The organism is Butyrivibrio sp. AE2005 (assembly GCF_000686965.1).
Lineage (GTDB): Bacteria > Bacillota > Clostridia > Lachnospirales > Lachnospiraceae > Butyrivibrio > Butyrivibrio hungatei_A.
Genome location: NZ_JMMD01000020.1, coordinates 35,841 through 60,398 on the forward strand (window position 1 = coordinate 35,841; position 24,558 = coordinate 60,398).

Annotated in this window: 19 protein-coding genes; 14 read left to right on the forward strand and 5 right to left on the reverse strand. The window is 41.2% G+C overall.

The window, feature by feature from the left end:
* Nucleotide 1: 1 nt before the first annotated feature.
* Nucleotides 2-2,047 (forward strand): hypothetical protein, encoded by a 2,046-nt coding sequence (locus DL92_RS0112915; protein ID WP_026667946.1) that lies wholly within the window; start codon nt 2-4, stop codon nt 2,045-2,047.
* 73 nt (nt 2,048-2,120) lie between these two features.
* On the opposite strand, the gene DL92_RS0112920 is transcribed toward DL92_RS0112915, so the two are convergent.
* A complete protein-coding gene (locus DL92_RS0112920; RefSeq protein WP_026667947.1) occupies nt 2,121-3,134 on the reverse strand; it encodes a PD-(D/E)XK nuclease family transposase in 1,014 nt (337 codons plus the stop codon).
* Nucleotides 3,135-3,312: 178 nt separating this feature from the next.
* Here DL92_RS0112920 and DL92_RS0112925 point away from each other — a divergent pair, with 178 nt between their 5' ends.
* Nucleotides 3,313-3,519, forward strand: coding sequence for a hypothetical protein (locus DL92_RS0112925; RefSeq protein WP_026667948.1), 207 nt, complete (start codon nt 3,313-3,315; stop codon nt 3,517-3,519).
* 205 nt (nt 3,520-3,724) lie between these two features.
* On the opposite strand, the gene DL92_RS0112930 is transcribed toward DL92_RS0112925, so the two are convergent.
* On the reverse strand, nt 3,725-4,063 hold the full coding sequence (locus DL92_RS0112930; protein ID WP_026667949.1) for a hypothetical protein: 339 nt from the start codon (nt 4,061-4,063) through the stop codon (nt 3,725-3,727).
* A gap of 2 nt (nt 4,064-4,065) precedes the next feature.
* Nucleotides 4,066-5,478: an ISL3 family transposase gene (locus DL92_RS0112935; protein ID WP_026667950.1), complete on the reverse strand. Its 1,413-nt coding sequence runs from the start codon at nt 5,476-5,478 to the stop codon at nt 4,066-4,068.
* A gap of 755 nt (nt 5,479-6,233) precedes the next feature.
* On the opposite strand from DL92_RS0112935, the gene DL92_RS0112940 reads away from it, so the two are divergent.
* The 3 genes from DL92_RS0112940 to DL92_RS0112950 all read left to right on the forward strand — a co-directional run bounded on the left by DL92_RS0112940 (nt 6,234) and on the right by DL92_RS0112950 (nt 10,043).
* Nucleotides 6,234-7,622 carry an ATP-binding protein gene (locus DL92_RS0112940; protein WP_026667951.1) on the forward strand — a complete coding sequence of 463 codons (1,389 nt, stop codon included), beginning with the start codon at nt 6,234-6,236 and terminating at the stop codon, nt 7,620-7,622.
* A gap of 190 nt (nt 7,623-7,812) precedes the next feature.
* Nucleotides 7,813-8,979 carry a hypothetical protein gene (locus tag DL92_RS0112945; protein WP_026667952.1) on the forward strand — a complete coding sequence of 389 codons (1,167 nt, stop codon included), beginning with the start codon at nt 7,813-7,815 and terminating at the stop codon, nt 8,977-8,979.
* A 221-nt stretch (nt 8,980-9,200) separates the two neighbouring features.
* Nucleotides 9,201-10,043: a flagellin N-terminal helical domain-containing protein gene (locus DL92_RS0112950; protein WP_026667953.1), complete on the forward strand. Its 843-nt coding sequence runs from the start codon at nt 9,201-9,203 to the stop codon at nt 10,041-10,043.
* A gap of 92 nt (nt 10,044-10,135) precedes the next feature.
* On the opposite strand, the gene DL92_RS20405 is transcribed toward DL92_RS0112950, so the two are convergent.
* Both DL92_RS20405 and DL92_RS0112960 read right to left on the reverse strand, forming a co-directional pair.
* Nucleotides 10,136-11,458, reverse strand: a complete 1,323-nt coding sequence (locus DL92_RS20405) for a glycosyltransferase family protein (RefSeq protein ID WP_051625349.1) — start codon at nt 11,456-11,458, stop codon at nt 10,136-10,138.
* A 16-nt stretch (nt 11,459-11,474) separates the two neighbouring features.
* Entirely contained in the window at nt 11,475-12,677 is a 1,203-nt protein-coding gene (locus DL92_RS0112960; RefSeq protein ID WP_026667955.1) for a CgeB family protein, read from the reverse strand.
* A 124-nt stretch (nt 12,678-12,801) separates the two neighbouring features.
* On the opposite strand from DL92_RS0112960, the gene DL92_RS20410 reads away from it, so the two are divergent.
* The 9 genes from DL92_RS20410 (at nt 12,802) to DL92_RS0113010 (ending at nt 24,325) form a co-directional block, all read left to right on the forward strand.
* A complete protein-coding gene (locus tag DL92_RS20410) occupies nt 12,802-13,857 on the forward strand; it encodes a glycosyltransferase family protein (RefSeq protein ID WP_051625350.1) in 1,056 nt (351 codons plus the stop codon).
* 45 nt (nt 13,858-13,902) lie between these two features.
* On the forward strand, nt 13,903-16,287 hold the full coding sequence (locus DL92_RS0112970) for a LicD family protein (RefSeq protein ID WP_026667956.1): 2,385 nt from the start codon (nt 13,903-13,905) through the stop codon (nt 16,285-16,287).
* A gap of 112 nt (nt 16,288-16,399) precedes the next feature.
* Nucleotides 16,400-17,089, forward strand: coding sequence for a ribulose-phosphate 3-epimerase (locus DL92_RS0112975; RefSeq protein WP_026667957.1), 690 nt, complete (start codon nt 16,400-16,402; stop codon nt 17,087-17,089).
* 4 nt (nt 17,090-17,093) lie between these two features.
* Nucleotides 17,094-19,241 (forward strand): LicD family protein, encoded by a 2,148-nt coding sequence (locus DL92_RS0112980; protein ID WP_026667958.1) that lies wholly within the window; start codon nt 17,094-17,096, stop codon nt 19,239-19,241.
* A 157-nt stretch (nt 19,242-19,398) separates the two neighbouring features.
* Entirely contained in the window at nt 19,399-20,178 is a 780-nt protein-coding gene (rfbF, locus tag DL92_RS0112985; RefSeq protein WP_026656752.1) for a glucose-1-phosphate cytidylyltransferase, read from the forward strand.
* 2 nt (nt 20,179-20,180) lie between these two features.
* Nucleotides 20,181-22,022 (forward strand): thiamine pyrophosphate-binding protein, encoded by a 1,842-nt coding sequence (locus DL92_RS0112990; RefSeq protein WP_026667959.1) that lies wholly within the window; start codon nt 20,181-20,183, stop codon nt 22,020-22,022.
* Nucleotides 22,023-22,063: 41 nt separating this feature from the next.
* A complete protein-coding gene (locus DL92_RS0112995) occupies nt 22,064-22,744 on the forward strand; it encodes a ribonuclease domain-containing protein (RefSeq protein WP_242845863.1) in 681 nt (226 codons plus the stop codon).
* Nucleotides 22,745-22,747: 3 nt separating this feature from the next.
* Nucleotides 22,748-23,023: a barstar family protein gene (locus tag DL92_RS19350; protein ID WP_051625351.1), complete on the forward strand. Its 276-nt coding sequence runs from the start codon at nt 22,748-22,750 to the stop codon at nt 23,021-23,023.
* 33 nt (nt 23,024-23,056) lie between these two features.
* Nucleotides 23,057-24,325 carry an ArsB/NhaD family transporter gene (locus tag DL92_RS0113010; RefSeq protein WP_026656755.1) on the forward strand — a complete coding sequence of 423 codons (1,269 nt, stop codon included), beginning with the start codon at nt 23,057-23,059 and terminating at the stop codon, nt 24,323-24,325.
* Nucleotides 24,326-24,558: the final 233 nt, after the last annotated feature.

The following is a 24,558-nucleotide window of genomic DNA, read 5'->3' on the forward strand; positions in this document are numbered from 1 at the left end:
GATGGATGATATCAAAGAGCTTTTGAACGGAAAAAAAGATAATAAAATTGCTCTTTACGGTCTTGGTACAGAAACAGAGCGTTTCCTTTCTGAGTATGGAGATTCTCTTTGCATCGTCGGCCTCCTTGACGGCTTCAGAGAAGACGGTGAAATCTACGGCTATCCCATAATTCCAATCTCGGAAGCAGTAGAAAGTGGAGTATCACTTATAATAGTGGTTGCTCGTCCGGGATCGTGCAAGGCGATAGCCAAGAGGATAGGGGCATTATGCATTGAAAAAAATATCGCTCTTTTTGATGTTCGAGGTAAGGATCTTCTTGCTGTAAACGATGTGTCATATGTCTTTTCCGGGCTCGAAGGATATACCGTGCAGTGCCTTCTGGAAAAGATAGAGAAATCAGACGTGATCAGCTTTGACTTTTTTGAAACTCTGATTGCAAGAATCGAGATGTGCTACACGGATCTTTTTGAATTGATAGATCTGAAGCTTAAGGAAAAGGGCATTATCATTCCTGATTTCGCAAGGCTCCGTCTGTATGCTGAGAAAGAGCTGTCAAAAAGTCATGCGCCTAGATTGGAAGAGATATACGCATTTCTTCTTGAGGCAGCAGACGTACATTCCGTATCCGCGGGAGAATTGGCGGATTTTGAATGGATGTTGGATCAAAAAACTATCATTGAGAGAAAAGATGTATGCGGGATTTGCAGAAGTGCGATTTCTGCAGGGAAGACAGTTTGCATTACCTCGGATACTTACTATTCAAGAGAGCAGATAGAGAGTATTATTGGCCGATTTGGACTGAGCGATGTTAGTGAGGTTTTTGCTTCCTGTGAGTATGGAGTGTCGAAAACGCAGGGGCTGTATTCTTTTCTCAAAGAAAGATATCCGGGGAAGAAAATCTTGCATATCGGTGATGATGAAACGACGGATATTGAAAAGGCTTCGGAATATGGTATAGATACTCAGCGTATATATAATGGTGCCGATCTGTATGATCATTTGGGCGGCTTTGGTTTGGATAATGAGATAAAGAGCTATTCTGACAGAGTTAAAGTCGGAATGCTGATCGCGTCGGTTTTTAACAGTCCGTTTTGGTTTGAAGAAGCTTCGCAAAAAGTATCTGTGAAGGATTCGTTTGGGATAGGATATTCATTCTGTGCGCCGATGATCACTGATTTTGTTTTGTGGATGAAGCGAAGAGCTGAGAAACAGGGCTATAAGCAGCTTTTGTTCTGTGCCAGAGACGGATATCTGCCGATAAAGCTTTACGAGAAGGTTGCGACGAGTGCTAAGTCTTTTTATTTTCTTTCGTCCAGAACTGCTGCAATCCGCGCGGGGATGGAGAAACCGGAAGATATAGAATATGTGGACAGCATGAAGTATTCCGGATCCGCGGATGAAGCGTTAAAGAGACGATTTGGTATAGATGCTGCGAATGTTTCGTGTGCTGAACGTGAAGAAGAGATACTCAGAAAGTCCAAGATACAGCGCGAGAATTATAAAAAATACATTGATAAGCTGAACATGGATGAGGGCTCAATTGGAATGTTTGATTTTGTGGCAAAGGGCACTACACAGATGTATCTTCAGAAATTGTTTGATCAGCATATCAAGGGCTTTTATTTTTTGCAGTTGGAACCTGAATTTATGGCGGATAAAGGGCTTGATATAGAACCTTTTTATTCTGATGAAGAGAAAAACAGAAGCGCAATATTCGACAATTATTATATTTTGGAAACTATTCTTACGGCGCCGTTTCCGCAGCTTGAGGAATTTGATGAAAGCGGTGAACCTGTTTTTGCTAAGGAGACCAGAAACAAAACAGATATAGAGGTCTTTGAGAAAGCACAGAAGGGAATAATTGAGTATTTTGAGAAGTATATTGAACTTGTGCCTGAGGCTGCAAGAATAGAAAATAAGAGGCTGGATGAGAAGATTCTTTCTCTTGTAAATAAGATCCGGATAATGGATGAAGATTTTTTGAAGCTTAAGGTGGAAGATCCGTTTTTTGGGAGGATGACGGATATAAGAGATGTGATTGGGTGATGTGCGAATAGACGGGAGCAAAAATGATAAAATAAGGGGCTGAATTGAAAAATCAATTCAGCCCAGATGTAACTCATTTATTCATGCTTTTGTATTTCTCAAGCTCGGCTCGTAGTTGAGCGATTTCTGAGTCCTTGTTAGCGATAGTGGCATCCTTTTCAGAAAGCTTAGCTTTCTGCTCTTTAACCTCTTCTTCAAGTTGATCTATCATATATTTAACTGTATTATCATCCAGAATCTTCAATTCTTCAGAAAAAAACATAGTCATCATCCTTTCTGTGTTCCGGCATATGCCATAAAGGTCATGGTACATAGACTTGAAATCGGGATGTGTTTCTAACAGTTTTGAGATATATTTAGGTTCGTCACAGCCAAGGAAAGTCAGCCACGCATCCAAATCACTTCTAATACCATTATTATGTAGATTTTCAAGGAAAATATCAACGGGAATAAATATAAAGTTTTGGAGCATATTCATCTTTAGGCCTGTATCCGATACGGTAGAAAATTTGTGAACAAAAACATCTTTGTATTCTTTGAATGCAGAAGGGGAGTTTTCAAGAAATACGATGGTGTATACAGGAGCGATATCCTTATATGAGAATTCTTTTTTACGTAGATCCCTTATGCGCTTGTATTGACGCAGCAGAAGATCTGCGGAGTAGCATGAAGCTCTTTCTCCTGTGAAGGCATAGCCGAGTTTTTGCACTTCGATGTTTGCAAGAGTTCCGTCTTCGAGCTCTACTACGATGTCTGTTATAACAAGGGATGATTCATCTCCGATGCGGGTGTTGTCGTTAGTCAGCTGATATTTCACTGTGACTTTTCTTCCAAGTATTGTGCTTAGAAGCGATGATAGACGCTCAGGAGCATATTCGGGATTGAGAATCTCTTTGAAGTAGCAATCATAAAGCATTTTTACGCCTTTGGAACCTGTGCAGATTGACAGAAACTCATTTTGATGTTTTTCCGGCCAATTGTTGAAGATTGCACGAAGCGTATCATTTGCATTGATTTCTTCAAGTATCTGTTCTTTGGTCTTGATCATTGGAAAAAATTTTGAAAGATTTGTTTGGTTACTTTTCATTTGATACCTCACTTATAGAACTTTTATAGATTTGGCGAATCGCCATAGCATCGACATAGAATTGTCATTGAAAGACTGTCGACTTTATCCATGATAGCAGATAAATCTTAAGAAATACCGTCGAATTTTCTTAAGATTTTCTGTAGGACAGAAAAACAAGGGTGGGGCTGAATATGATGTGGCAAAGGGCACTACTCAGATGTATCTTCAGAAGTTGTTCGCTCAGCATATCAAGGGCTTTTACTTTTTGCAGCTGGAGCCTGAATTTATGGCGGATAAAGGTTTGGATATAGAACCTTTTTATTCTGATGAAGAGAAAAACAGCAGTGCAATATTCGACAATTATTATATTCTGGAAACTATTCTGGATAATCAAACTTTTTGAGGGTTTGCCAAGCGTTTTTAGGGTCTGACTTGAGGGTCAGGCCCTTTTAGTATGGGGAGTTTTTGAGGGGTTTGTTTGAGGGTCTAGTTTGAGGGTCTAGTTTGAGGGTCTAGTTTGAGGGTCTGGTTTGAGGGTCTGGTTTGAGGGGCTGAATATGAGAGCCATTTTAATAGCCCACGGATTACTCCGCGGGCTGGGACATTCGTCAGAATGGTAAGTCTGTTGCGTTGAAAAAGTCATCTGGGAAATCATCAAACTTATCTCCATCAGGTATAGCGGAGAAAGTTTGAGCCTCATCATTACCTGGCTGATTGCTGTATTCTCGTATATTACTCCAGCCACGAAATGTATTTATAAAGTCTAAAGGCCAACCATCATCGTCAAAAATACCATCACCATTGGTGTATGGACTATGGCCAGAGTAAACCCAGTCTATGAGAAGATTCCACTCTTTTTTGGTCATGCGCCCTATTTCTCTTTTATATCTGTGCAGTTCAATAGCAAGGATTTCTTGGAGTTCTGCAGAAACATTTTCATTAAACATCGTTATTCATCCTCACTTTCTTCAAGATATAAGACTGTATTGTACTCATTTACTGCATTAAGTATTGGTGCGGATCTGGTGGCATAGAGGAATCTGTTTCGGAAATGCTCAAAGTTTCTAAAACCACGCCCAAGTCTTTTTAGATCCTTTACCTTGCGGTTCATGGATTCTATGGGACCATTGGAAAGCCGACTGTCATATATATTTCCGTCACCGATCTTTTCAACCATGATGAATGAATTGATGATAGAATCTTCAAATTTCACCAGTAATGATGCAAAATCACGGAATATCTCATGCTCAGAGTTTTTGTATTCTTGAATGAGTATCTGTATTTCTTTTCTGGCTTCCGCTGGATTTTCTGCGTTGCGTAAATTAAACTGGACGTATTTCTCTTTAAGTTCCCTGTATTCTCGAAGCTTTGGATCTATACGAAATAAAGCGTCTTCATAGTCAAAGGTGTTCATAAGAGCATGGAAGTGATTATCCATGCGAGGATCATTGTGATATTTGATGTTAGATTGATTAGCCAGAATAAGCCACCTGTATTTCTGGAGCAGATATACTTCATTGGAAAGCGGGATAGAGAATGGTGGCTGAATTTCAGGATGCTGCTTTAGAAAGTCTTCCCTGTCGCGCTGTTTGAACTTTTTTATAAGTGCCCGTATGTAGTTATCAATAAGCCTCACAATCCACTGGATGACGTGGAAGGAATCTACAACCGAAACAGCATTTGGAAAGTATTTCTCGACGTATGCTATGTAAGGATTGTACATGTCTGAAATCAGATATCTGACTTTTAGGCGTTCTTCTATAGGAATAAGTGTGAAGTAGGGTTCTGTGACGTTTGTGCGACGACTTCTTAGTAGGTCGATGGGATCGCCGGTATGAAAATCCTGTATTACAAGGGCGTATTTACAGTAATCATCCATATCCAGAAATACCTCATCAACAGATATGGCATCAGTCAGAGAAAGTCTGTCTAGCTTAACGTAACGATCGAATACCTCATGTGCAAAGGTGTCTGAGACATTAAAACGTTTTGCAATAGATGTGGATGTTTCCATGAGATCTTTATAGGCGCTAACTATAAGCATTTCAGTAGCGTTAGACATCCTGCGGCTCTTGTTGACGAATTTAAATGATTCGTTAGTGCTGTAGTGGCAGTCAGGGTTGATACAGCGCCATCTTCGCTGCTTAAGGATAAGAACAAGAGAGTAATTATCTTGTAAGATTGGATGGTTGATGGTCCTTTTCTTGATGCCACGTGAATACATCCTGAATCCGCAGATGGGACAGAAATGAGCAGTGGGATGTGTTTCGAGTGTGAGAATTTTGGTCTGACCTTGGATATCAATGCTTTTGATGATTACATCGTTATCTTCAAGGTCTAGTAAATCTGTGATACTATTCATGTATCCTCCTCCTTTGATATTTAGTCCAAGAAACATCATAAGAGACGGAGGAAATGCAGGAAATGATTCTTGCATAAAAAAGAACCGGGATTAGTCAGTTTCAATAACTGATTAACCCTGGTTCTATTTATTATTACTGTAGACCCTCAAACCAAACCCTCAAAGTAGCCCCTCACGACAGCCCCTCAAACTAGACCCTCAAAATGATTGACCCTCAAAAACTTTGAATACCCACTATTCTTACGGCGCCGTTTCCGCAGCTTGAGGAATTTGATGAAAGCGGTGAACCTGTATTTGCTAAGGAGACCAGAAGCAAGACAGATATAGAGGTCTTTGAGAAAGCACAGAAGGGAATAATTGAGTATTTTGAGAAGTATATTGAACTGGTGCCTGAGGCTGCAAGAATAGAAAATAAGACGCTTGATGTAACTCACGTATTCCTGTTTTTGTATTTCTCAAGCTCGGTTCGTAGTTTGGCGCTTTCGGGATGAGTCCCAGATCTGTGATGCAGAATAGAGTTGTAGGTTTTATGAGGGAATAATTCTCACCGTTTCCGATGTTGTCGGCTTCTTTTCTGTCAAAGTCAACTTCAAACTAACTTCAAATTGACTTCAAAGTACTTCAAAATTGATGTTGATGTTGTTAATTGCAGCAGATTTATGCGTTTTAGTATGCAAGTACCTTTGGTATATATTTACAATTATAATAATTCAAATTATAATAATTATAAATATAACAATTAAAGGAGAAGGCTGATGCCCAAGTTTATTGATAGAATTAACGAGATGGCAACGTTGGAGAATGAATATGCGAGAGACGGCGCATCATTTGTTGTCATATACGGAAGAAGACGCGTTGGTAAGACTGCGCTTATCAATCATTTTTGTGAAGCTAAGAGTGCTATCTTTTTCCTGGCAACGGAAGAGAGTGAATCAGATAATAGGAATGCATTTAAGAATCTCGTATCGGAAATGTTTGATAACGAGTTGCTTGCAAGTGCGTCTTTAGACTCGTGGGCACCTATCTTTAAGAGTGTAGCAGAGGAATCAGAGAAAAAGAGAATTGTTCTTGTAATCGATGAATTTCAGAATCTGGGTAAGGCAAATAAGGCATTTCCGTCGATAATGCAAAAAATCTGGGATGAGGTTCTTTCAAAAGCGAATATCATGCTGATACTATGCGGATCTTTAATAAATATGATGACATCGCAAGTTTTAAATTATGATTCGCCGTTATATGGTCGCAGGACAGCGCAGATAAAGCTTAAGCAGATTGATTTTTCATATTATCATGAATTTGATAAAACGCTGTCACCGGATGAGCAGATTCAGCAGTATGCGGTCACAGGGGGCGTCCCTAAGTATATTGAGTTGTTTGATAGGAAAAAAGATATCTATTCATCAATAAGGGATAACATTCTGTCTACAAGCGCTTTCCTCTATGCTGAGCCGGAGTTTTTGCTGCAGAAGGAAGTATCTGAGATAGGGAGCTATTTTTCTGTTTTGAAAACAATTGCTGCCGGAAATCATAAACTTAGCAAAATTGCAGGGGATTTAGGGGTGTCTCAATCAAATTTGACATCGTATTTAAAGAATCTTATTGATCTGGACATCATAGAAAGAGAAGTGCCTATTACTGAAGAAAATCCTGAGAAGAGTAAAATGGGATTGTACAGGATAAAGGATAATTTCATTACATTTTGGTTTAAGTTCGTATATCCGAATCGAAGCATGCTTGAATCGGGAAAAGTACAATTTGTGCTGGATAAGCTTAAGAAAAATTTTGTGGACAACCATGTTTCCTATGTATACGAAGATATTTGCCGTGAGAATATTTGGGAGCTTTTGTCTGAAGGTGTATCTTTTAACAGAGTCGGAAGATGGTGGGGAGCAAAAGATATAGAAATAGATATTGTGGCATATGATTCGACCGGTACGGATATGGTCTTTGGTGAGTGTAAGTATTCAAACCAAAAGAAGGGAATGGGAGTGCTGATGGCATTGCAGGAAAAGGCTCGTCATGTAAATTGGAAAAAAGATACGCGAAAAGAATATTTCGTAATATATTCCAAGAGCGGATTTACAGACGAACTTATTGAATATGCGAAGCAAAAGAAAAATGTATTTTTGACAAAAATAGAGTAAAATCACTCATATTTTTGTCAAAAACCAAGCAAAATCCCTTGTATTTTTGACAAAAGACACACACATCCCATCTGTTTGTTGTATGCACGGCGCGAGTGTATAATATAATCAAACATAAAAATGTTGCCGATATATAAAACAAATAGTCTTGTAGTTGATTTTTCGATATTGGGTAAAAAGGGAAGAAATCATGAAGAAGCAAAGGATGAGGACAACTGCATTGTTAACGGGGATTTGCACGGCAATTATGTTGTTTGCCGGTTCTGTTGATGTGCGGGCGGTTGATACGGTTACGCTTCCGCTTGAAGTATATGGAAAAGATGTGGTGTCTGTAGCGCTACCTGCCATCAGCGAAGAGAGTGAGTCTCCTTTTGATTTTGTTATAGATCCGCAGGGCCTTATTTTTGCTACCGATGCGGCCAAGTACGGAGGAGGAAAGGTCGAGGAGGGAGCTACGCTCCTGTTTAGAAATCATGATGGAGAGTATGATTTTTCAAGGCGAAGTGATTCACTTACGGTAAAAAACAGAAGTAACGTCCCTGTTATTGTCACGATAACGGCAAGTGTTGAAAATCTCGGAGATATTGAGATAGCAGGAAACACGGACTTTGGCGATTCGGATGCATGCAGCATGTATCTTGCCGTTGTAGATGATGAGGGCAATGAGAAGCCTGTTTCCGAAGATGGCGAGATATCTGTCAGCACCGAAATGCGCAGGGCACCTGAGGATGCTTATATTTACAGGATTGATGAGGAGAGTGGAAGCTATTCGTATGAGCTTTCAAGGTCTCCTGATGAGATAGATTTTGATTCGTATTCTTTTGGACTTACGGGATATTGTAATCCAAACGGGAAATGGGAGGATGTTGCTGTTCATCCGGTTGTGAAGGTTACATGGAAGGTTGAGCCCGTTCTTTCTGAGGAAGAGGAGGAAGAGCAGCAGGAAGAACTTGAAGAGGAAGCTGCAACTGCAGCAAGCAGCGAGCTGACAGAGGAACAAGAGGAGGCAAAAGAGCCTGAATCCGATACACCTGTAGTTGAGATAAAAGAGTCCGAACAGAAAGATTCCGAAACTACGGAGAATAAGACTGAGGCGGCGTCTACTGAAACTTCTGTTGCAGAAAAAAGACCTGTTCTGGGCGAGCAGATAAATACCGAGCAGGCAAATACAGCTGCAAGCGTAATTACTCCTGTAGAAGAAAAGTTAGAGGAAGTAACTGAGAATGAAGAGACTGCAATGCGTGATACTGAGCAGCCGAAGACACAAGAGAGTACTGACACATCAGAAAGCATGCAGCCGCCGGCACATGAAGAAAATGCTACAAATTCAGCTTCTGATGAACAGAATAATGAGTAATGCGATTGCGCTAAAATAAAGATATTTTTTGACAAAAATGTAGTTTATAAAAAGTTTATACATTATTTTTTTTAAAAGGGGTTATTTTTTTAGATTTATAGTCGATAATAAAAGTGTAAAACAAAACAGAGATGGTTTTTAGGCCAGCACTAAGAACTATTTCGAAACGAGCAAACGAGTGGCAAGGATGCCACCGTACAAATTCAAGGAGGAATTATATTATGGTAGTACAACACAACATTACAGCAATGAATGCAAACAGACAGCTTGGAATCACAACAGGAATTCAGGCTAAGTCAAGTGAGAAGTTATCATCCGGTTACAAGATCAACAGAGCAGCAGATGATGCAGCAGGTCTTGCAATTTCCGAAAAGATGAGACGTCAGGTTAGAGGTCTTACACAGGCTTCAGCTAACGCTCAGGATGGTATTTCAGCAGTTCAGACAGCTGAGGGTGCTCTTAACGAAGTACATGATATGCTTCAGAGAATGAACGAGCTTGCTACAAAGGCAGCTAACGAGACTCTTACATCTTCAGACCGTAGCTACATCGATGCTGAGATTTCTGCTCTTAGAAGCGAGATCGACAGAACAGGTTCAGCTACACAGTTCAACAACCAGGCTCTTCTTGATGGATCATTCACAGGTAAGAAGCTTCAGGTTGGTTCTGAGGTTAAAGATGGTGCAACTGATGAGAACCAGATTACAATTTCAATCCAGAAGATGAAATGTTCTGGTCTCGAGATTACTGCTGATAACTGCAAAGTTACAGGAAGTGATGCTACAAACGCACGTACAGCTATGAAGACTATTAAGTCCGCTCTTGAGAAGGTATCAAAGCAGAGATCTGATCTTGGTGCTATCCAGAACAGACTTGAGCACACAATCAAGAACCTCGACAACGTAGTTGAGAATACACAGTCTGCTGAATCACTTATCCGTGATACAGATATGGCTACCGAGATGGTTAAGTATTCTAACAACAACATCCTTGCACAGGCTGGACAGTCAATGCTGGCTCAGGCTAACCAGACAAACCAGGGTGTTCTTTCACTTCTCGGTTAATCCTAGATGGTTCACAAGAAAACTTGGTCATTTGCATAATTGCAACTACCAAAAGGGGCTCCGGAAACGGAGCCCTTTTATTTTGCGTTTTTTCAAGATTTATATTTGTTTATATACAGAAGCCTGTATTTATTATAAAGGCCAAGCTTCATTAAGCCGTCATCGTGAGCTGCCCATGGAGATGATTGTTCGGGGACTACAACCTTATACCCGGATTTAATATATTCGGTGCACTGTGAAATGTCATAGAAATCAAATCCGTCAAAGAGATCTTCGCGCCATGGTATTTTTTTGTTGGAAATCATAATCAGCCCATCTATTGCTTCAACCGAAGTTTTTGCACGGCCTGATCTGTCCGGAGTATAGTCATATGACAGGTTGTCGGGATACGCGGAATACAAGTTTCCGACTCTTTTGTCGTGCCACATTACTGCATCGGGAGGAAGAGCGGGGCTTCCTACAAGACCTACCATACCAACAGAATTATCAGATTCAAAAATGTCAGCGATTTCATAAATAAAGTAAGGGTTCAATATACAGACATCCTGATGAAGAAATACGTTTATGTCAGCGTTACTTGCAGACTGGCCCATGTTATATCCTTCAGCCATGCCGGATGCGTCGCTTATTGAAAGTGTTTCTATTTCAAATCCTGCAGGAACAAGTAATTTTCCGATATAGTAACAACATTCGTCGTACATAAGGGCATTGTTTACGCAGGTTATAAAACAGATTTTTTTGGGAGTATTGTATGAGCGTCCCGTTTGAATAATATTTTGCTTATTTATAGGGACATTCTCATATTTTTTTTCGGAAAAAGATTTTATGAGCAGGGCTTCGTTTGCATATCCGGATTTTTTATAGAAATATGAAAGCTTTTCTGCAACGGCATATTTGTTGCCTATGCGTAGTTCATCCAACATTTGAAGAATGTAGAATATGGATGGATTTATATTTATTATGTTTTCATAAAATGAATAAGTCTCATCTTCAGGAAAATCCATTTGTATTCTCCTGAATAAATAGAAAGTTATCTGCTTTAAATATACATAATCATTTACTGAATCTATAAGAGAAAAAACATTTTCGGCTATTCCGGCAGCTTTTTCTGTTTGATAGATTATATGAGCAGATAAGAATCTGTCGAAGTCGGTAAAAATCTTAGATAGCTTATGATATTCATATGATTCACAAATATCGCATATCTCTTTATAAGAAGCATCTGTTTGAGCTACAAGAAGAGAATTGATTTTGCAGAGCATCTCATGGTGCGAGAGTACATCTTCGCTGTATCTTTCAGAAAAGACTTCGTATTCTTTTTCGGTATCATCCATCATTTCATGGCGCCCTGCTTCGGTATAGGCGCCGTTTTCATCTTGATATTTTGTTATATCTATTGTTGGTGGAAACATCATAGATAGTTACCTCATATTAAACACTCTTTACGATGTCAATTATCTGGCCGACGCGCACATCAAAAGAATGCTCTTTTTCGACTTTATCATGGGCGTTTTGGGCAATCTGCTTGCGCTCAGATTCGTTTGCAAGATAATAATCAATCTTATCAAGGAGATCTTTTCTATCCTCGTAGTATACAAAGTCTTCTCCCGGAACGAAGATATTGGCGAGATCTGCCTGGTAATTGGATAAAAGAAAACCACCTGAGCCGAGGATATCATAGGCTCTTAGCGGGATTCCCCTCTGGATGCTCCTGAGAGTTATGTTGAGGTTGATCTTGCTTAGTTTGAAGATATAAGGCATTTCAAGAAAATAGTCCGCTGCGCCCATATTTTCGACACCTTTTGGACAAAAAGCCTTGTTTTGTCCGTAAGTATAGAGCCTCATATTGTGGTGAGCGCCTATCATTGTGAGGATTTCTTTTCTCTCGATGATTGTAGCTTGTCTGTTTATTATGTAATTGGCATAGAGATATGCAGGTGTTTCGGCGCTGTCGGGATAAGGATATATGTTGCTTACTTTTTGGATTTCATCAACTATTTCCTGCGGAAGGCATTCTTCGATATAGTTTATTCCGTCGACCTGGAGCTGACCGCGGATAAGTCCGTCAATGTACCCAAGTGAGTAGGGACTTAATTTTGGAGCAATCTCATCATAGTATTGCCTTCTTTCTGTATATAAGGAGCCGACAAAAGAGATGTCGGTTGTAAATTTTTCTTTTTCTTTTTTGCCGGGAATAAGCTTGTCAAGGCGTCTTGTGGATGCGGCGAGAGGAAGGTAGTGCACTGTTTTTATGCCGCCTGTTCTAAATGTCTCGAATTCCTTTGAATCAAACATAAGAACAATGTTGCAGGGATTTATGACCTGACATGAGTAAAGGAAAGCTTCCGGATTGTCATAAACCCAGGAGACATATTTAACGCCTTCAATATTGCAGACTTTGGAAACTACCGGCAGGAAATTAAATGAAAAGACGAAGTCAGGATTCGTCGCTCTGATGGTTTTAAGAAAGTCTGCTTCAAAATCGGGATTGCTTGTTGCTTTTTTTTCTTCGTAGTTATAAGGGTATTTTACTATTTCAAGGTGATTTCCTTCGCTGTCTGTGTACTTTTCCAAGGCGTCAAGCATGTCCATGTTGGCGAAAAAAATTGATATATCAAGATAAAGAACTTTCATAGCAGTCCTCCGGGGATGTTATTTGGTATAGCCATTACTATCATACCATTGGTTTAATTGAATGTGTGGGAATATTTAGGTATAATTTGATTATTATTTCGGGGATTTAGGGGGATTGCGATTCATGCAGGATAAAGTTAAGATGGCTTTTATTGCCTGTGTAAATGATGACCGGGTGGCAAGTGAATGTGCATGGTATATTGACAGGCTGAATGTACCTGAAAACATGGAGATTGATTTTATCACTATCAAGGATGCCCCCTCAATGTGCGCCGGTTACAACGCGGCGATGAAATCTACGGATGCTACCTATAAAGTCTACATACATCAGGATGTTTTTATTTTAAACAGAAATTTCCCACAAGATTTAGTAAGAGTTTTTGAAGAGAATAAGCAATATGGAATTCTTGGCGTAATAGGAGGCTTTCTTCCGCAAAACGGATCCGGATGGGACCATTGGTCTGTTGGTGCAACTTATGCAGTGAATGAAAAAAAGAAGCTTGATCTTAGATCTGAACGAATGACGGATGAGGATGTTGTTGAGACAGATGCGGTTGATGGAATGCTTATAGCGACTAATGAAGACGTTCCATGGAGAGAAGACGTTTTTGACGGATTTGATTTTTATGATCTGTCACAATGTGAAGAATTTAAGAGAAGAGGATACAAAGTTGGCGTAATAATGCAGGATGAGCCTTGGTGCATTCATGACTGCGGGCTTAGTAAGCTCACAAGCTATGACAGGTACAGAGAGAAGTTTTGCAATGAATATAGTGATAAATACAGATTCGATGAGTATTATACAGTGTCACCCGAAAAGGAAGAAATGTATAAGCTTGGATTGCAGTTTCTTGACACAATTGAAGAAGCAATTGGTATGGAGAATTACGAATTTGTATACAGAGTACTTGCGGAACTTAAAGATAGGCGGGAGCTTGATAATAAGCTTAATGCTTTGATGGATATTAGAGAAATTTGCGAAGTTAACGGTGGAGTCGGCGCTTTTCCCTTGTTTGGAAACAGTGTGAATGAAATGATCGGAAGACTAAATGAGTATAAGTTTCAGATGCGAAGAGAGGCTTTGGGCGATGAGAGTGCTGAGGATTTTTTGAGGTCGGAACTTGACGCGGGCATGCTATCTCAGCAAGGAATTGATTATTTAAAGAGAAGGTTTATGTGAATTTATAATCGGATACATAATAAAAGAAAAAGCAGGGGATAAATAATGGACAATTCCATTGATTTTCTACGTGATGAAGTCAGGAACGGCTTCTATATACCTACGGCGATTAAGCAGGCGTGGCTGGCTACGCTGGACATTTTAAGAAAGATAGATAGTATATGCGAAAAGTATGGGATCAGATATTTTGCGGACTGGGGGTCTTTTCTCGGCGCGGTAAGGCACGGCGGATTCATTCCGTGGGATGATGACCTTGATATTTGCATGCTTAGAGACGATTATGATAAATTCAGACAGGTCGCGGATGCAGAGCTTCCGGAGAATTTCGTTATCCACGACTATGAGAGAAAAGATAATCATTGGCTCTTTCTGGCAAGAGTCGTCAATAATTCCAAGATGTGTTTTGATCTTGAATATCTTAATGAACACAATAATTTTCCGTGGCTTGCGGGAGTAGACATTTTTATCAAGGACTATCTCTATGAAGATGAGGAAAAAGAAAAGTCCCGCTGCGATGAGATCCTTAATATCCTTGCAGTGGCAGATGGCATCATAGACGGACAAATTAATAAAAATGCGGTATTACAGAAGCTTAATGAGTTTTCCGCAAAATACAATGCAAAATTTCCAAAGTTAAATCCGGACAAAAAGTCTGAAAGAGAAGTTGCTGTTTCGCTGTATCGCCTTGCCGAGAAGCAAATGGCAAGAGTTAAGCCTGAGGATACGAATCGTGTCGGGCAGATTTTTCCCTGGGTAATTAAATATGGAAGTGGTGCGGGCGAAACGAAATCGTGGTATGAAAAAAGTATAAGACTTCCTTTTGAGAATACCACAATTCCTGTGCCGGCCTGCTACAACACGGTACTTACCAAAAGATACGGCGATTATTGTACGGTCAAAAAGAACTGGGACGGACATAATTATCCTTTCTTTGAAGGGCAAAAGAAAGAGATGGAAGAAATCTCAGGAGAGTCTTTTGGCGGATATAAGTTTGATTCGAAAATTCTTGAAAGAGATGTCCCTGATAAAAGTAATTCTCTTAAGACGGTTGCAAAAGAATGTGTTTCCGGGCTTAAGAAGATGCTTGCAGATGCGGATAAGATATGTGCGGGAAGTGAGCTTGCCGCAGAGGCTTTTGATGAACTTACGAAGCTTGTAGGTGATATTCAGCAGCTTGCGGCAGATCTTGGAACGCTTACCGAGAATGTTAAAGGTGCGGACAGAGAGTGTACATTCAAACTTGTAGGTGCGTTGCAATCCTTGTGTGATGCGCTTTGGGAAGATTATATAAAAGTAAAAGAAAAGGCAGAGAGCGGAGCCACAGAAGAAACGGTTGCAAATAATGCCGAAACCGATTTTTATAAGAGTAGGGATGCTTTAGATAAGGTGGAACAATCGGTAAAAGAAAACATTCTAGATAGAAAAGAAATTCTCTTTTTACCCATAGGAATCAGAGAATGGAAGGCTTTTGAAGACTTATATGAAAAGGAGATATCAGATCCGGACACAGACGTATATGTTGTTCCGCTTCCTCTTTTGAAAAAGAATTTTGTCGGCGAAGTTAATATGACTGATGAGGAGATTGCGGAATCTGCGCATATGAGCGAGTATCCCGGGGAACTTTCATGTACGGATTTCAGAAATTATGACCTTGGCTTGCATGCTCCCGATGTTGTTTATATTCAGAATCCATATGATGAAGCAAATCCATGCCATACGATTCCGCCATATTTCTATGCAAGTAATGTCAGGAAATATGCGGATAATGTGGTATATGTTCCAATCGCACCAACGGCGGAGTTTTCGCAGGATGACGGAAGCGATATGTACAATATGCGCCACTACGTTACGGCTCCCGGTGTGATCGCTGCAGATAAGGTTCTTGTGCAATCGGAAAATATCAGAAGCTTGTATATTGATACGCTTTCTTCTTTTGCAGGCCAGGAAACGGAAGATATATGGAAAAAGAAAATCGAGGTTGCGGATAAATATATAGAAGCGTTAACTGAAACTCTCGGTGAAAAAGCTGATAACAAAGCGGGAGAGAGCAGAAGGAAGAAGCTCCTTGTCTGTATAGGTGCCAATGAACTTCTTGAGAGCACGGAGCGGGGAATTTCACTTACAGAGGCACTTAATTCAAAGTTGGCGATATTAAAGGAGTCGGCTGATAATATTGATGTCTCGATTTCTCTTTATCCCGAAGATAAAAAAGAATGGCTTAAAGTGCAGGATTCTTTGGCAAAAGAGATATTTGATGTAATAGATAGCGCTGTTTCAAAAGGCTACGTAAAAGCTACATTTGAAGATTCTAAAGATGCGGATGCGATAGCGCAGGAATATGATGCGTACTACGGAAGTCCGTCGCCGTTTGTGCCGGCTTTTTCTGCTGTTGGAAAGCCTGTTATGATCGCAGATTTTGGAATATCTTGAAAATTCAGCGTTTATGCGTGGCTGAACGCTGACAAAAGCATTATCTATGATAAAATGTATATGATATAGGTTTCAAATGAATGGAACAATTCATATATTTTGAGGGGGCAGTATGAATAAATTTGTACTTACGGCGTCCATGATGTGCGCTGATTTCGGTAATCTTGAGAAAGAGGTCAAGGCACTTGAGGCGGCCGGAATAGATTCTTTTCACATTGATATCATGGATGGTAGGTATGTTAATAACTTTGCCATGTCGCTCTATGACATGGTATCGATTGCAAGATTGAGCAGTAAACCTCTGGATGTGCATCTGATGATCGAGCATCCGAGGAATAATATAGAGCTTTTTCTCAGGTATCTTCGCGAGGGAGATACGGTCTACATTCATCCCGAGGCGGAGTATCATCCGTCTGCGACAATCCAGAAGATAATTGATTACGGAATGCATCCGGGTATTGCGATAAATCCGGGAACCAGTGTTGAGTCTGTAAGAGAGCAGCTTCGCATTGTTGACAGAGTTCTTGTTATGGCGGTTAATCCGGGCAACGCCAGCCAGATGTTTCTTCCTTTCGTTGGTGAGAAAATTGACGCGCTCCTTCACCTCAGGAAAAAAATGGGATTTGAGCTTTATTGGGACGGAGCTTGCGGCGCGGAGAGAATGAAAGAGTATGTTCCAAAGAAGATGGACGGTTTTGTTCTCGGTACAACTCTTTTGTTCGGAAAAAACACCGAGTATTCGAAAATTATCCCTGCGATAAGAGAGCTTGATTTTTCATATCTGAAAGAGGAGCGAGTTTGATCTGATGAGAATAAATAATCCCGAAGAAAAGAATATTGTGCCGCTTGATGAGATCAGTTTTCCTGATTCTTTTTTCAGAGAGGAAGTCAGAAACGGCTTTTATATCACAACGATGATGAAGCGCTATTGGGCAGGTCAGCTTCAGATGTTGTCTGATATTGATAAGCTGTGCAAAAAACATGGTCTTAAGTGGTTCGCGGATTATGGAACGCTTCTAGGTGCAGTGCGCCACGGTGGATATATTCCGTGGGATGATGATTTCGATATTTATATGTTGCGCGATGATTATGAGCGCTTTTTTGAGCTTGCAAAGAAAGAGCTTCCGAGTGTGTACATAGTTCTTTTACTAAAAGATATCGAAGAGGGCTATGACAATTTTCTCGGAAGAATAGTCAATTGTAACACCATAGATTGCAGTGAGAATCATCTTTCGAAGTTCAGCGGATGTCCTTATACGGTGGGAGTTGATATTTTTCCCATGGACGGAGTCTATAATGACGAGGAAAAAGAAAAAGAGCGTATTGAAAGAGTAAAACGGGCAATCTTGGTACATGACGCCGTTGATGCAGCGGACGAGTTGGGCAGTCTTGCAAATAATATAGAATCTCTTGTTATAAATCTTGAAAAAGAAAATCACGTTCATCTTCGCAGGGGAAAAAAGCTTAAACATGAGCTTCAGAAGCTGATCGAAAAAATATACATGGAGTGTCCTGTGTCTGAGGCTGACAGAGTGGCCATGATGCCTTTTTATCTCCAGTATGGGAATCATATTTATCCCAAAAAATTCATGGATAAATCTTTTGAGATGGAGTTCGAGAATACGCTGCTACAGGTGCCGTGTTGCTATGATTACAAATTGGCTTTGGATTACGGCAACTACATGGAGATACATAAGGGCGGCGGAATGCACGAGTATCCCGTGTATATCAGTCAGGAGAGAGCGCTTGCTGAAAAAATCGGACATAATCCGTTCAGGTATACTTTTGATTCCAATGAAATGCTTGTTTCAGTCAGAAGATATATGGAAAAAATGCTTGTTCCGCAAAAAGAAAAGGATAAAAAGACTATTCTTTTCCTGCCTTGCAGGGCGATTTGGTGGGATACCGTGGAAGGCTTGTGGCATAAGTACGTATCGGAAGGACATGATGTTCATGTGATTCCGATTAGTTTTTACGATACCAATTTCGTTGGCGAAGTTGGTGATATGCATGATGAAAGAGCTCTTTTCCCTAAGTATCTTAATGTCGAGGATTTCGAGAAATTCGACTATGCGGGAGTTCATCCTGATGCGATAGTGATACAGGTGCCTTATGATGAGTGGAATTCGTCGCTTACCGTGCATGAGTTTTTCTATTCGTCGAATATAATAAATGCGACGGATGAGCTTATTTATGTGCCTTGCTTTGACATTGACGATCCAATCGACAGTGAGGACAAGGCGTGCCGCAGTATTGAGATACTTGCGGAGCAGCCTGCGGTAGTAAACGCAGATAAGGTGCTTCTTAAGTCAGAGAAGCAAAGAGAACTCTATCTTCAGAAATTGATAGGCTTTTCCAGCGAGGAGACAAGGGCTTTTTGGGAAAACAAAATCGAAGTTTCACCATATGTCGGAAGAGACTGGCAGAAACGTGTGCAGAGCGACGGCTTAGCAGATGATACTAAAAACGCAGTATGTGCGCATGCAGAGAATATCGATGCTTCCGGACACGGACATGATGAAATACAATCAGCCGATGATGCAGCCATGAAACAAAAGTGGCATGATTTCCTCGGTGGATATGCAGACCGAAAGGCAGTCATTTATTACTACACCATCAGTACTCTCATGTGCCGCGGCGAAGCAGCAATCGATAAATTTGAGCGTGTTCTTGATACATTTGCGGAGACTGCAAAAGAAGGAAAACTTGTTGCAATCTTTGTTCCCCAGGATTATCTGACTGCAAACCTTGATAAGGCAGAAGATGATGTTCGTGAGAGATACCTTGCATTTGTAGAAAAAGTAAAGAACGCAGAAGGTGTTATTTGGGATGAAGATAACCAGAGCCTTGAGTTTATTGATATGTGGGACGCATACTACGGTGACACCGGTGTTATAGCTATGGAATGTGCGAACAGGAAAATTCCGGTAATGCTGGAGAACGTGGACATATAATTAATGGACTACAAAAAAATTTCAAAAAGTAGTATATTACTATGTAATTTATTATTGATATAAATAGAGCAAAAATTGTACATATTGCCGTAGTGGTCACGGAAAATCTCCGACACCGGGGCACTATGTAACCCAACGGGAAGGAAAGAGAGATTAGATGAAAGTTGTAATTTTAGCGGGAGGTTTCGGAACAAGAATCAGTGAAGAGAGCCATCTTCGCCCAAAGCCAATGATCGAGATCGGGGGAAAGCCGATACTTTGGCACATTATGAAAGAATATTCGCATTACGGATTCAATGAGTTTATTATATGCGCGGGATACAAGCAGGAAGTGATAAAAGAGTATTTCGCAAATTATTATCTTCACAACTGTGATGTGACTTTCGATTTCGCAAATGAGAATAAGACAACGTTCCATTCACAGAAGGCGGAGCCCTGGAAGGTAACTGTTGTCGACACAGGATACAGCACCATGACGGGTGGACGTATCAAGAGGATAAGAGAGCATGTCGGAAACGAGGCATTCTTCATGACCTACGGTGACGGCGTGTGTGACATAGACATGACAAAGCTCCTTGAGTTCCACAAGGAAAACGGCAAACTTGCGACTGTGACTGCGATTCTTGCCGGACAGCGTTTTGGTGTGTTTGACATTGATAAAGGTGATGGTTCTACCATTAAAGATTTCAGAGAAAAAGCAAGCATGGACGGCGCCAGAATTAACGGTGGTTACATGGTTCTTGAGCCAGGAGTTTTTGATTATATCGAGGGCGATGCGACATTCTTTGAAAAAGAACCTATGCACAATCTCGTAAAAGACGGTGAGATGGTCGCATACAAGTATGACGGCTTCTGGAAGTGCATGGATACGGCAAGAGAAAGGGACGAACTTACGGAACTTGTTGAAACAGGTAGAGCACCTTGGATAAGGTGGTAAATATGAGAGTTTCTGATTATATAGCAGAATTTTTGGTAAAAAAGGGCGTCACCGACTGTTTCACTGTAGTAGGCGGTGGCGCTATGTATTTGAATAATTCTTTTGGCCATACCAAAGGAATGACATGCACGCACTTCCATCATGAGCAGGGCGCGGCTATAGCGGCTGAGAGCTACTCAAGATATGACGGAAGAGTTGCGGCTCTTTGCGTGACTTCGGGTCCCGGCGGAACCAACGCGATAACGGGAGTGCTCGGAGGCTGGCTTGATTCGCTTCCTATGTTTGTAGTGAGCGGGCAGGTTCGTTATGACACAACAGTCAGATATGAGCATAAGCTCATGGGAAAAGAGTATGATCGCAAGGGACTTCGTTCTCTCGGAGATCAGGAGTACGATATAACCCGCATGACTGAGCACATGTGCAAGTACGCAGTTATGCTTGAAGATCCCGCAGACATAAGATATCACATGGAAAAAGCTTGGCATCTTATGAACGTCGGAAGACCGGGCCCTGTGTGGATCGATGTTCCCGTTAATTTCCAGGGCGCTGAGATCGATCCCGATTCGCTCAGAGGCTACAGCGAGGAAGAAGCAGCTTCTTATGAAAAAGAGACTCCGGAAGTTTCTGATGAAACAATAAACGAAGTAATCGAGATGGTCAAAAAAGCTGAGCGTCCCGTCATCTATGCAGGCGGCGGAGTGCGTATTTCAGGTGGTTTTGACGCGTTCAGAAAAGTTGTGGATAAACTCGGAGTTCCCGTTTGTACATACTGGAATTCAATTGATGTTATAGAAACAGACAATCCGCTTTACTGCGGCCGCGGCGGTAATATGGGTGACAGACCGGGGAACTTTGCGATACAGAATGCGGATCTTGTCATCGTCATAGGCAGCAGGCTTTCAATCAGACAGGTAGGCTACACATGGGGAACATGGGCAAGAGCTGCCAAGGTCGTAATGGTCGACATTGAACCTGCCGAGATGGAGAAACACACTGTTCATGTTGATATGAAGATTCACGCTGACGCAAAAGAGTTTCTTGAAAAGCTCTATGCGGCAGCAGATAAGTGTGGCGAGACTTACGTTTCTCCTGCAGATGCATGGAGAAAACAGTGCGTTGCATGGAAAGAAAAATATCCCGTTGTATCGGAAAGTCAGCTCCATACAGGCGATAACAAGGTTAATGTATACGGATTTATCAAAGCTCTTTCTGCGGCACTTCCTAAGGGAAGTCTTACTGCAGTAAGTAACGGTGCGTGCTGCGTAGCGGGCCACCAGAGCTGGGTAGTAAAAGAAGGCACGAGATTTATAATAAACAACGCGGTAGCCAGCATGGGATATGGTCTTCCCGCAGCGATAGGTCTTTGCATCGCGGCAGGAAGAAAAGAAACAATATGTCTTGAAGGCGACGGAAGTATAATGATGAACCTTCAGGAGCTTCAGACTGTTATCACAAATAAGCTCCCTATCAAGGTATTTCTCATAAACAATGAGGGCTATCATTCGATCAGACTTACTCAGAACAATCTGTTCAAAGAGTATTCAAAAGTCGGAATTGGCCCCGAGAGCGGAGATCTCGCATTTCCGTCTTTTGAAAAGATTGCGGAAGCGTTCGGTTATCCCTACAGCAGGGTGGTCACGGGAAATGAGCTTGAAGATGCGATGAAGACGGCGGTAGATGCCAAGAGTCCTGTGTTCGTTGAAGTTTATACCGATACTGAGCAGGTTTGGGCACCCAAGAGCTCGGCGCGAAGAGAGCCGGACGGAAGTCTTTCAAGTCCTCCGCTTGAAGATCTTGCGCCTTTCCTTTCAAGGGAAGAACTTGCCGAGAACATGTATATTTGACGATCGGATGAAAAGTTATTGAATTAAAAAGAGGTATAGAAGTGAATTTTTTTAAGAAAAAAGGTAAGAACAGCGTTAGGATAGTTGCGTTTATAATGCTGTTGTTTATGGTTTTGACGACGGTTGGTTCCGGAATATTCGCAGCGCGCGGTATAACGGACGGCGAGGATGCATCCTCATATGATAACTCAGGAATAAGCGATATTTCTGCCGAGGATCTGTCGATTCTTTTTACTGCCGGAGCGGGCAACGCGATAACTTTGGACGGTGATGCGCTTGCGTCCGATATTGTAAGTGAAGTGTCGGAGAGCGGTAATTCAGGAGAAGAAGCTTCAAATGCTGCGGGTTCCGATGCAGCGGCAGCAGGTGATAATGAGAAGGCATCTGCGGTTTCTGAAGACGGAACGTATACATCAAAAGATGATGTGGCTCTTTATATCCACACTTACGGCAAACTTCCTTCCAATTTCATCACTAAGAATGAGGCCAAAAAGCTTGGCTGGACAGGCGGAGGGCTCGATGAATTCGCCAAAGGAAAGTGCATAGGCGGAGACAGATTTGGCAACAACGAGGGAAAGCTCCCCGATGGAAAGAAGTACAAAGAATGTGATATAGATACGCTGGGTGCTGATTCAAGAGGAGCAAAGCGTATAGTTTACTCAGACGACGGAAGTGTGTATTATACAGACGATCATTATGAAAACTTTGAGCAGGTGTATTAAACTATGGAGAAGGTTTTTTATATTGATTTAGCAGAAATTGCAACGCCGGAGGGACTTCAGGCAGAGCTTGTAAAAGAGCTCCCTCTTCCGGATTATTACGGCCGAAATCTTGACGCGCTCTATGATGTTCTTACGGAGAGCGGCGACGGCTGGAATATTATTTTTTACAATGCCAAATTTGCACAGTACAGGCTCGGAAAATATTTTGATGCGCTTTGCAGGCTTTGCAGGGAAGCGGCGGAAGATGTGCATGACCTGAAGATCAGGTTTTATATGTGATAAAAGTTTTTTCAACAGAAGGAGTAAAGAAACTTGAAAACTTTAGCCATTGTTTTATTTGTAATAATGTATGTTCTTATGGTGGTTCTGCCTAAGAAAAGAGCATACGTTGCGCTTTCTACGGCGCTTATTTTTGTGATCACGGGAATTCTTCCGTTTAATCAGGTGTTTTCGGCAATAGACTGGAACGTCCTTATGATGATTTTTGGAACTATGGTAATCGTTGATTACTTCATAGAATCCAAGATGCCCAATTACATTGCGGACAAGATTCTTAATGTTGCGCCGAATGTGTTGTGGGTTACGATATCGATGTCTCTTTTCTCGGGAATCATTTCTGCATTTATCGATAACGTTGCGACGGTTCTTATGGTTGCACCTGTTGGACTTGCTATCTGCAAAAAACTCAAGATCTCGCCTGTTGCGATGATCATATGTATCGCGGTTTCATCAAACCTTCAGGGAGCTGCGACACTTGTTGGAGATACGACATCCATCATGCTCGCAGGAGCTGCAGGGATGGACTTTAACGATTTCTTCTGGATGGACGGAAAGCTTGGAATTTTCTTTGCTGTTGAGCTCGGAGCGCTTGCTACGGTTCCTATCATGATGGTTCTTTTCAGAAAAGACAAAGAACCCGTAAGCTCAGATGAGAAGACTGTTGTAACCGATTATGTTCCTACGATAATGATGCTTGGGCACGTTGTGCTTCTTGTTATCGCATCCTTTTTCCAGAATAAGCCTGAGATCACGAACGGTGTTATCTGTATGGTATGCGGAATCATCAATATCATCTGGGAAATTTTCCTTTCAAAGGGAACAGACAGTATGTGGCATTCGCTCAAAGCAATCGACTACGATACGATGCTCCTTCTTGCAGGTCTGTTCTGCGTTATCAGCGGAATTACCAATGTCGGCATCATTGACGAACTTGCAAATATCATAGCCGATGCGGGAAAAGGAAATGTCTTTATGCTGTACACGGTTATAGTTTTCGGTTCTGTTGCAATCTCGGCGTTTATCGATAACATCCCGTATGTTGCGACCATGCTTCCGGTACTTGGAAGTTTGTCTGCCGTGATGTCGGCAAGTCCGCTTCTTTTGTACTTCGGACTTTTGATCGGTGCAACACTTGGCGGAAATCTTACACCTATCGGTGCTTCCGCAAATATCGCCGGTGTGGGAATGCTTAGAAAAGAAGGTTACGAAGTTTCATTCGGTGATTTCATGAAGATAGGAGTTCCGTTTACATTAACTGCAGTGTTAGTGGGATATCTTTTCATCTGGTTTGTATATGCGTAAATTTAATATGATAAAAATGTAGTGACCATGAGGGCTTTCGACTATCCAAAGAGTCGGAGCCCTCTTTTTATGCGGTTTAAGAGGAATAGAAAAGTTCAAAAAAAATTTACATATAGTTCTATGAAAACTGCTTGATATATTGAGCCTGTGCGTGCTAGAATGTTAATGCTTTATTTATATAATTAATATGACGATAACAGGATGATCGCATATCTTTGAAAACAAATTTAGGC

Excerpts from the sequence above, each read along its gene's own strand:
- DL92_RS0112980 (WP_026667958.1), top strand. The coding sequence starts at position 17,094 with ATGAGAATAAATAATCCCGAAGAAAAGAATATTGTGCCGCTTGATGAG.
- DL92_RS0112975 (WP_026667957.1), top strand. The coding sequence starts at position 16,400 with ATGAATAAATTTGTACTTACGGCGTCCATGATGTGCGCTGATTTCGGT.
- DL92_RS20405 (WP_051625349.1), bottom strand. The coding sequence starts at position 11,458 with ATGATGTTTCCACCAACAATAGATATAACAAAATATCAAGATGAAAAC.
- DL92_RS0112960 (WP_026667955.1), bottom strand. The coding sequence starts at position 12,677 with ATGAAAGTTCTTTATCTTGATATATCAATTTTTTTCGCCAACATGGAC.
- DL92_RS0112945 (WP_026667952.1), top strand. The coding sequence starts at position 7,813 with ATGAAGAAGCAAAGGATGAGGACAACTGCATTGTTAACGGGGATTTGC.
- DL92_RS0112920 (WP_026667947.1), bottom strand. The coding sequence starts at position 3,134 with ATGAAAAGTAACCAAACAAATCTTTCAAAATTTTTTCCAATGATCAAG.
- DL92_RS20410 (WP_051625350.1), top strand. The coding sequence starts at position 12,802 with ATGCAGGATAAAGTTAAGATGGCTTTTATTGCCTGTGTAAATGATGAC.
- DL92_RS0112935 (WP_026667950.1), bottom strand. The coding sequence starts at position 5,478 with ATGAATAGTATCACAGATTTACTAGACCTTGAAGATAACGATGTAATC.
- DL92_RS0112940 (WP_026667951.1), top strand. The coding sequence starts at position 6,234 with ATGCCCAAGTTTATTGATAGAATTAACGAGATGGCAACGTTGGAGAAT.
- DL92_RS19350 (WP_051625351.1), top strand. The coding sequence starts at position 22,748 with ATGGAGAAGGTTTTTTATATTGATTTAGCAGAAATTGCAACGCCGGAG.
- DL92_RS0112990 (WP_026667959.1), top strand. The coding sequence starts at position 20,181 with ATGAGAGTTTCTGATTATATAGCAGAATTTTTGGTAAAAAAGGGCGTC.
- DL92_RS0112950 (WP_026667953.1), top strand. The coding sequence starts at position 9,201 with ATGGTAGTACAACACAACATTACAGCAATGAATGCAAACAGACAGCTT.
- rfbF (WP_026656752.1), top strand. The coding sequence starts at position 19,399 with ATGAAAGTTGTAATTTTAGCGGGAGGTTTCGGAACAAGAATCAGTGAA.
- DL92_RS0112970 (WP_026667956.1), top strand. The coding sequence starts at position 13,903 with ATGGACAATTCCATTGATTTTCTACGTGATGAAGTCAGGAACGGCTTC.
- DL92_RS0112930 (WP_026667949.1), bottom strand. The coding sequence starts at position 4,063 with ATGTTTAATGAAAATGTTTCTGCAGAACTCCAAGAAATCCTTGCTATT.
- DL92_RS0112915 (WP_026667946.1), top strand. The coding sequence starts at position 2 with ATGGATGATATCAAAGAGCTTTTGAACGGAAAAAAAGATAATAAAATT.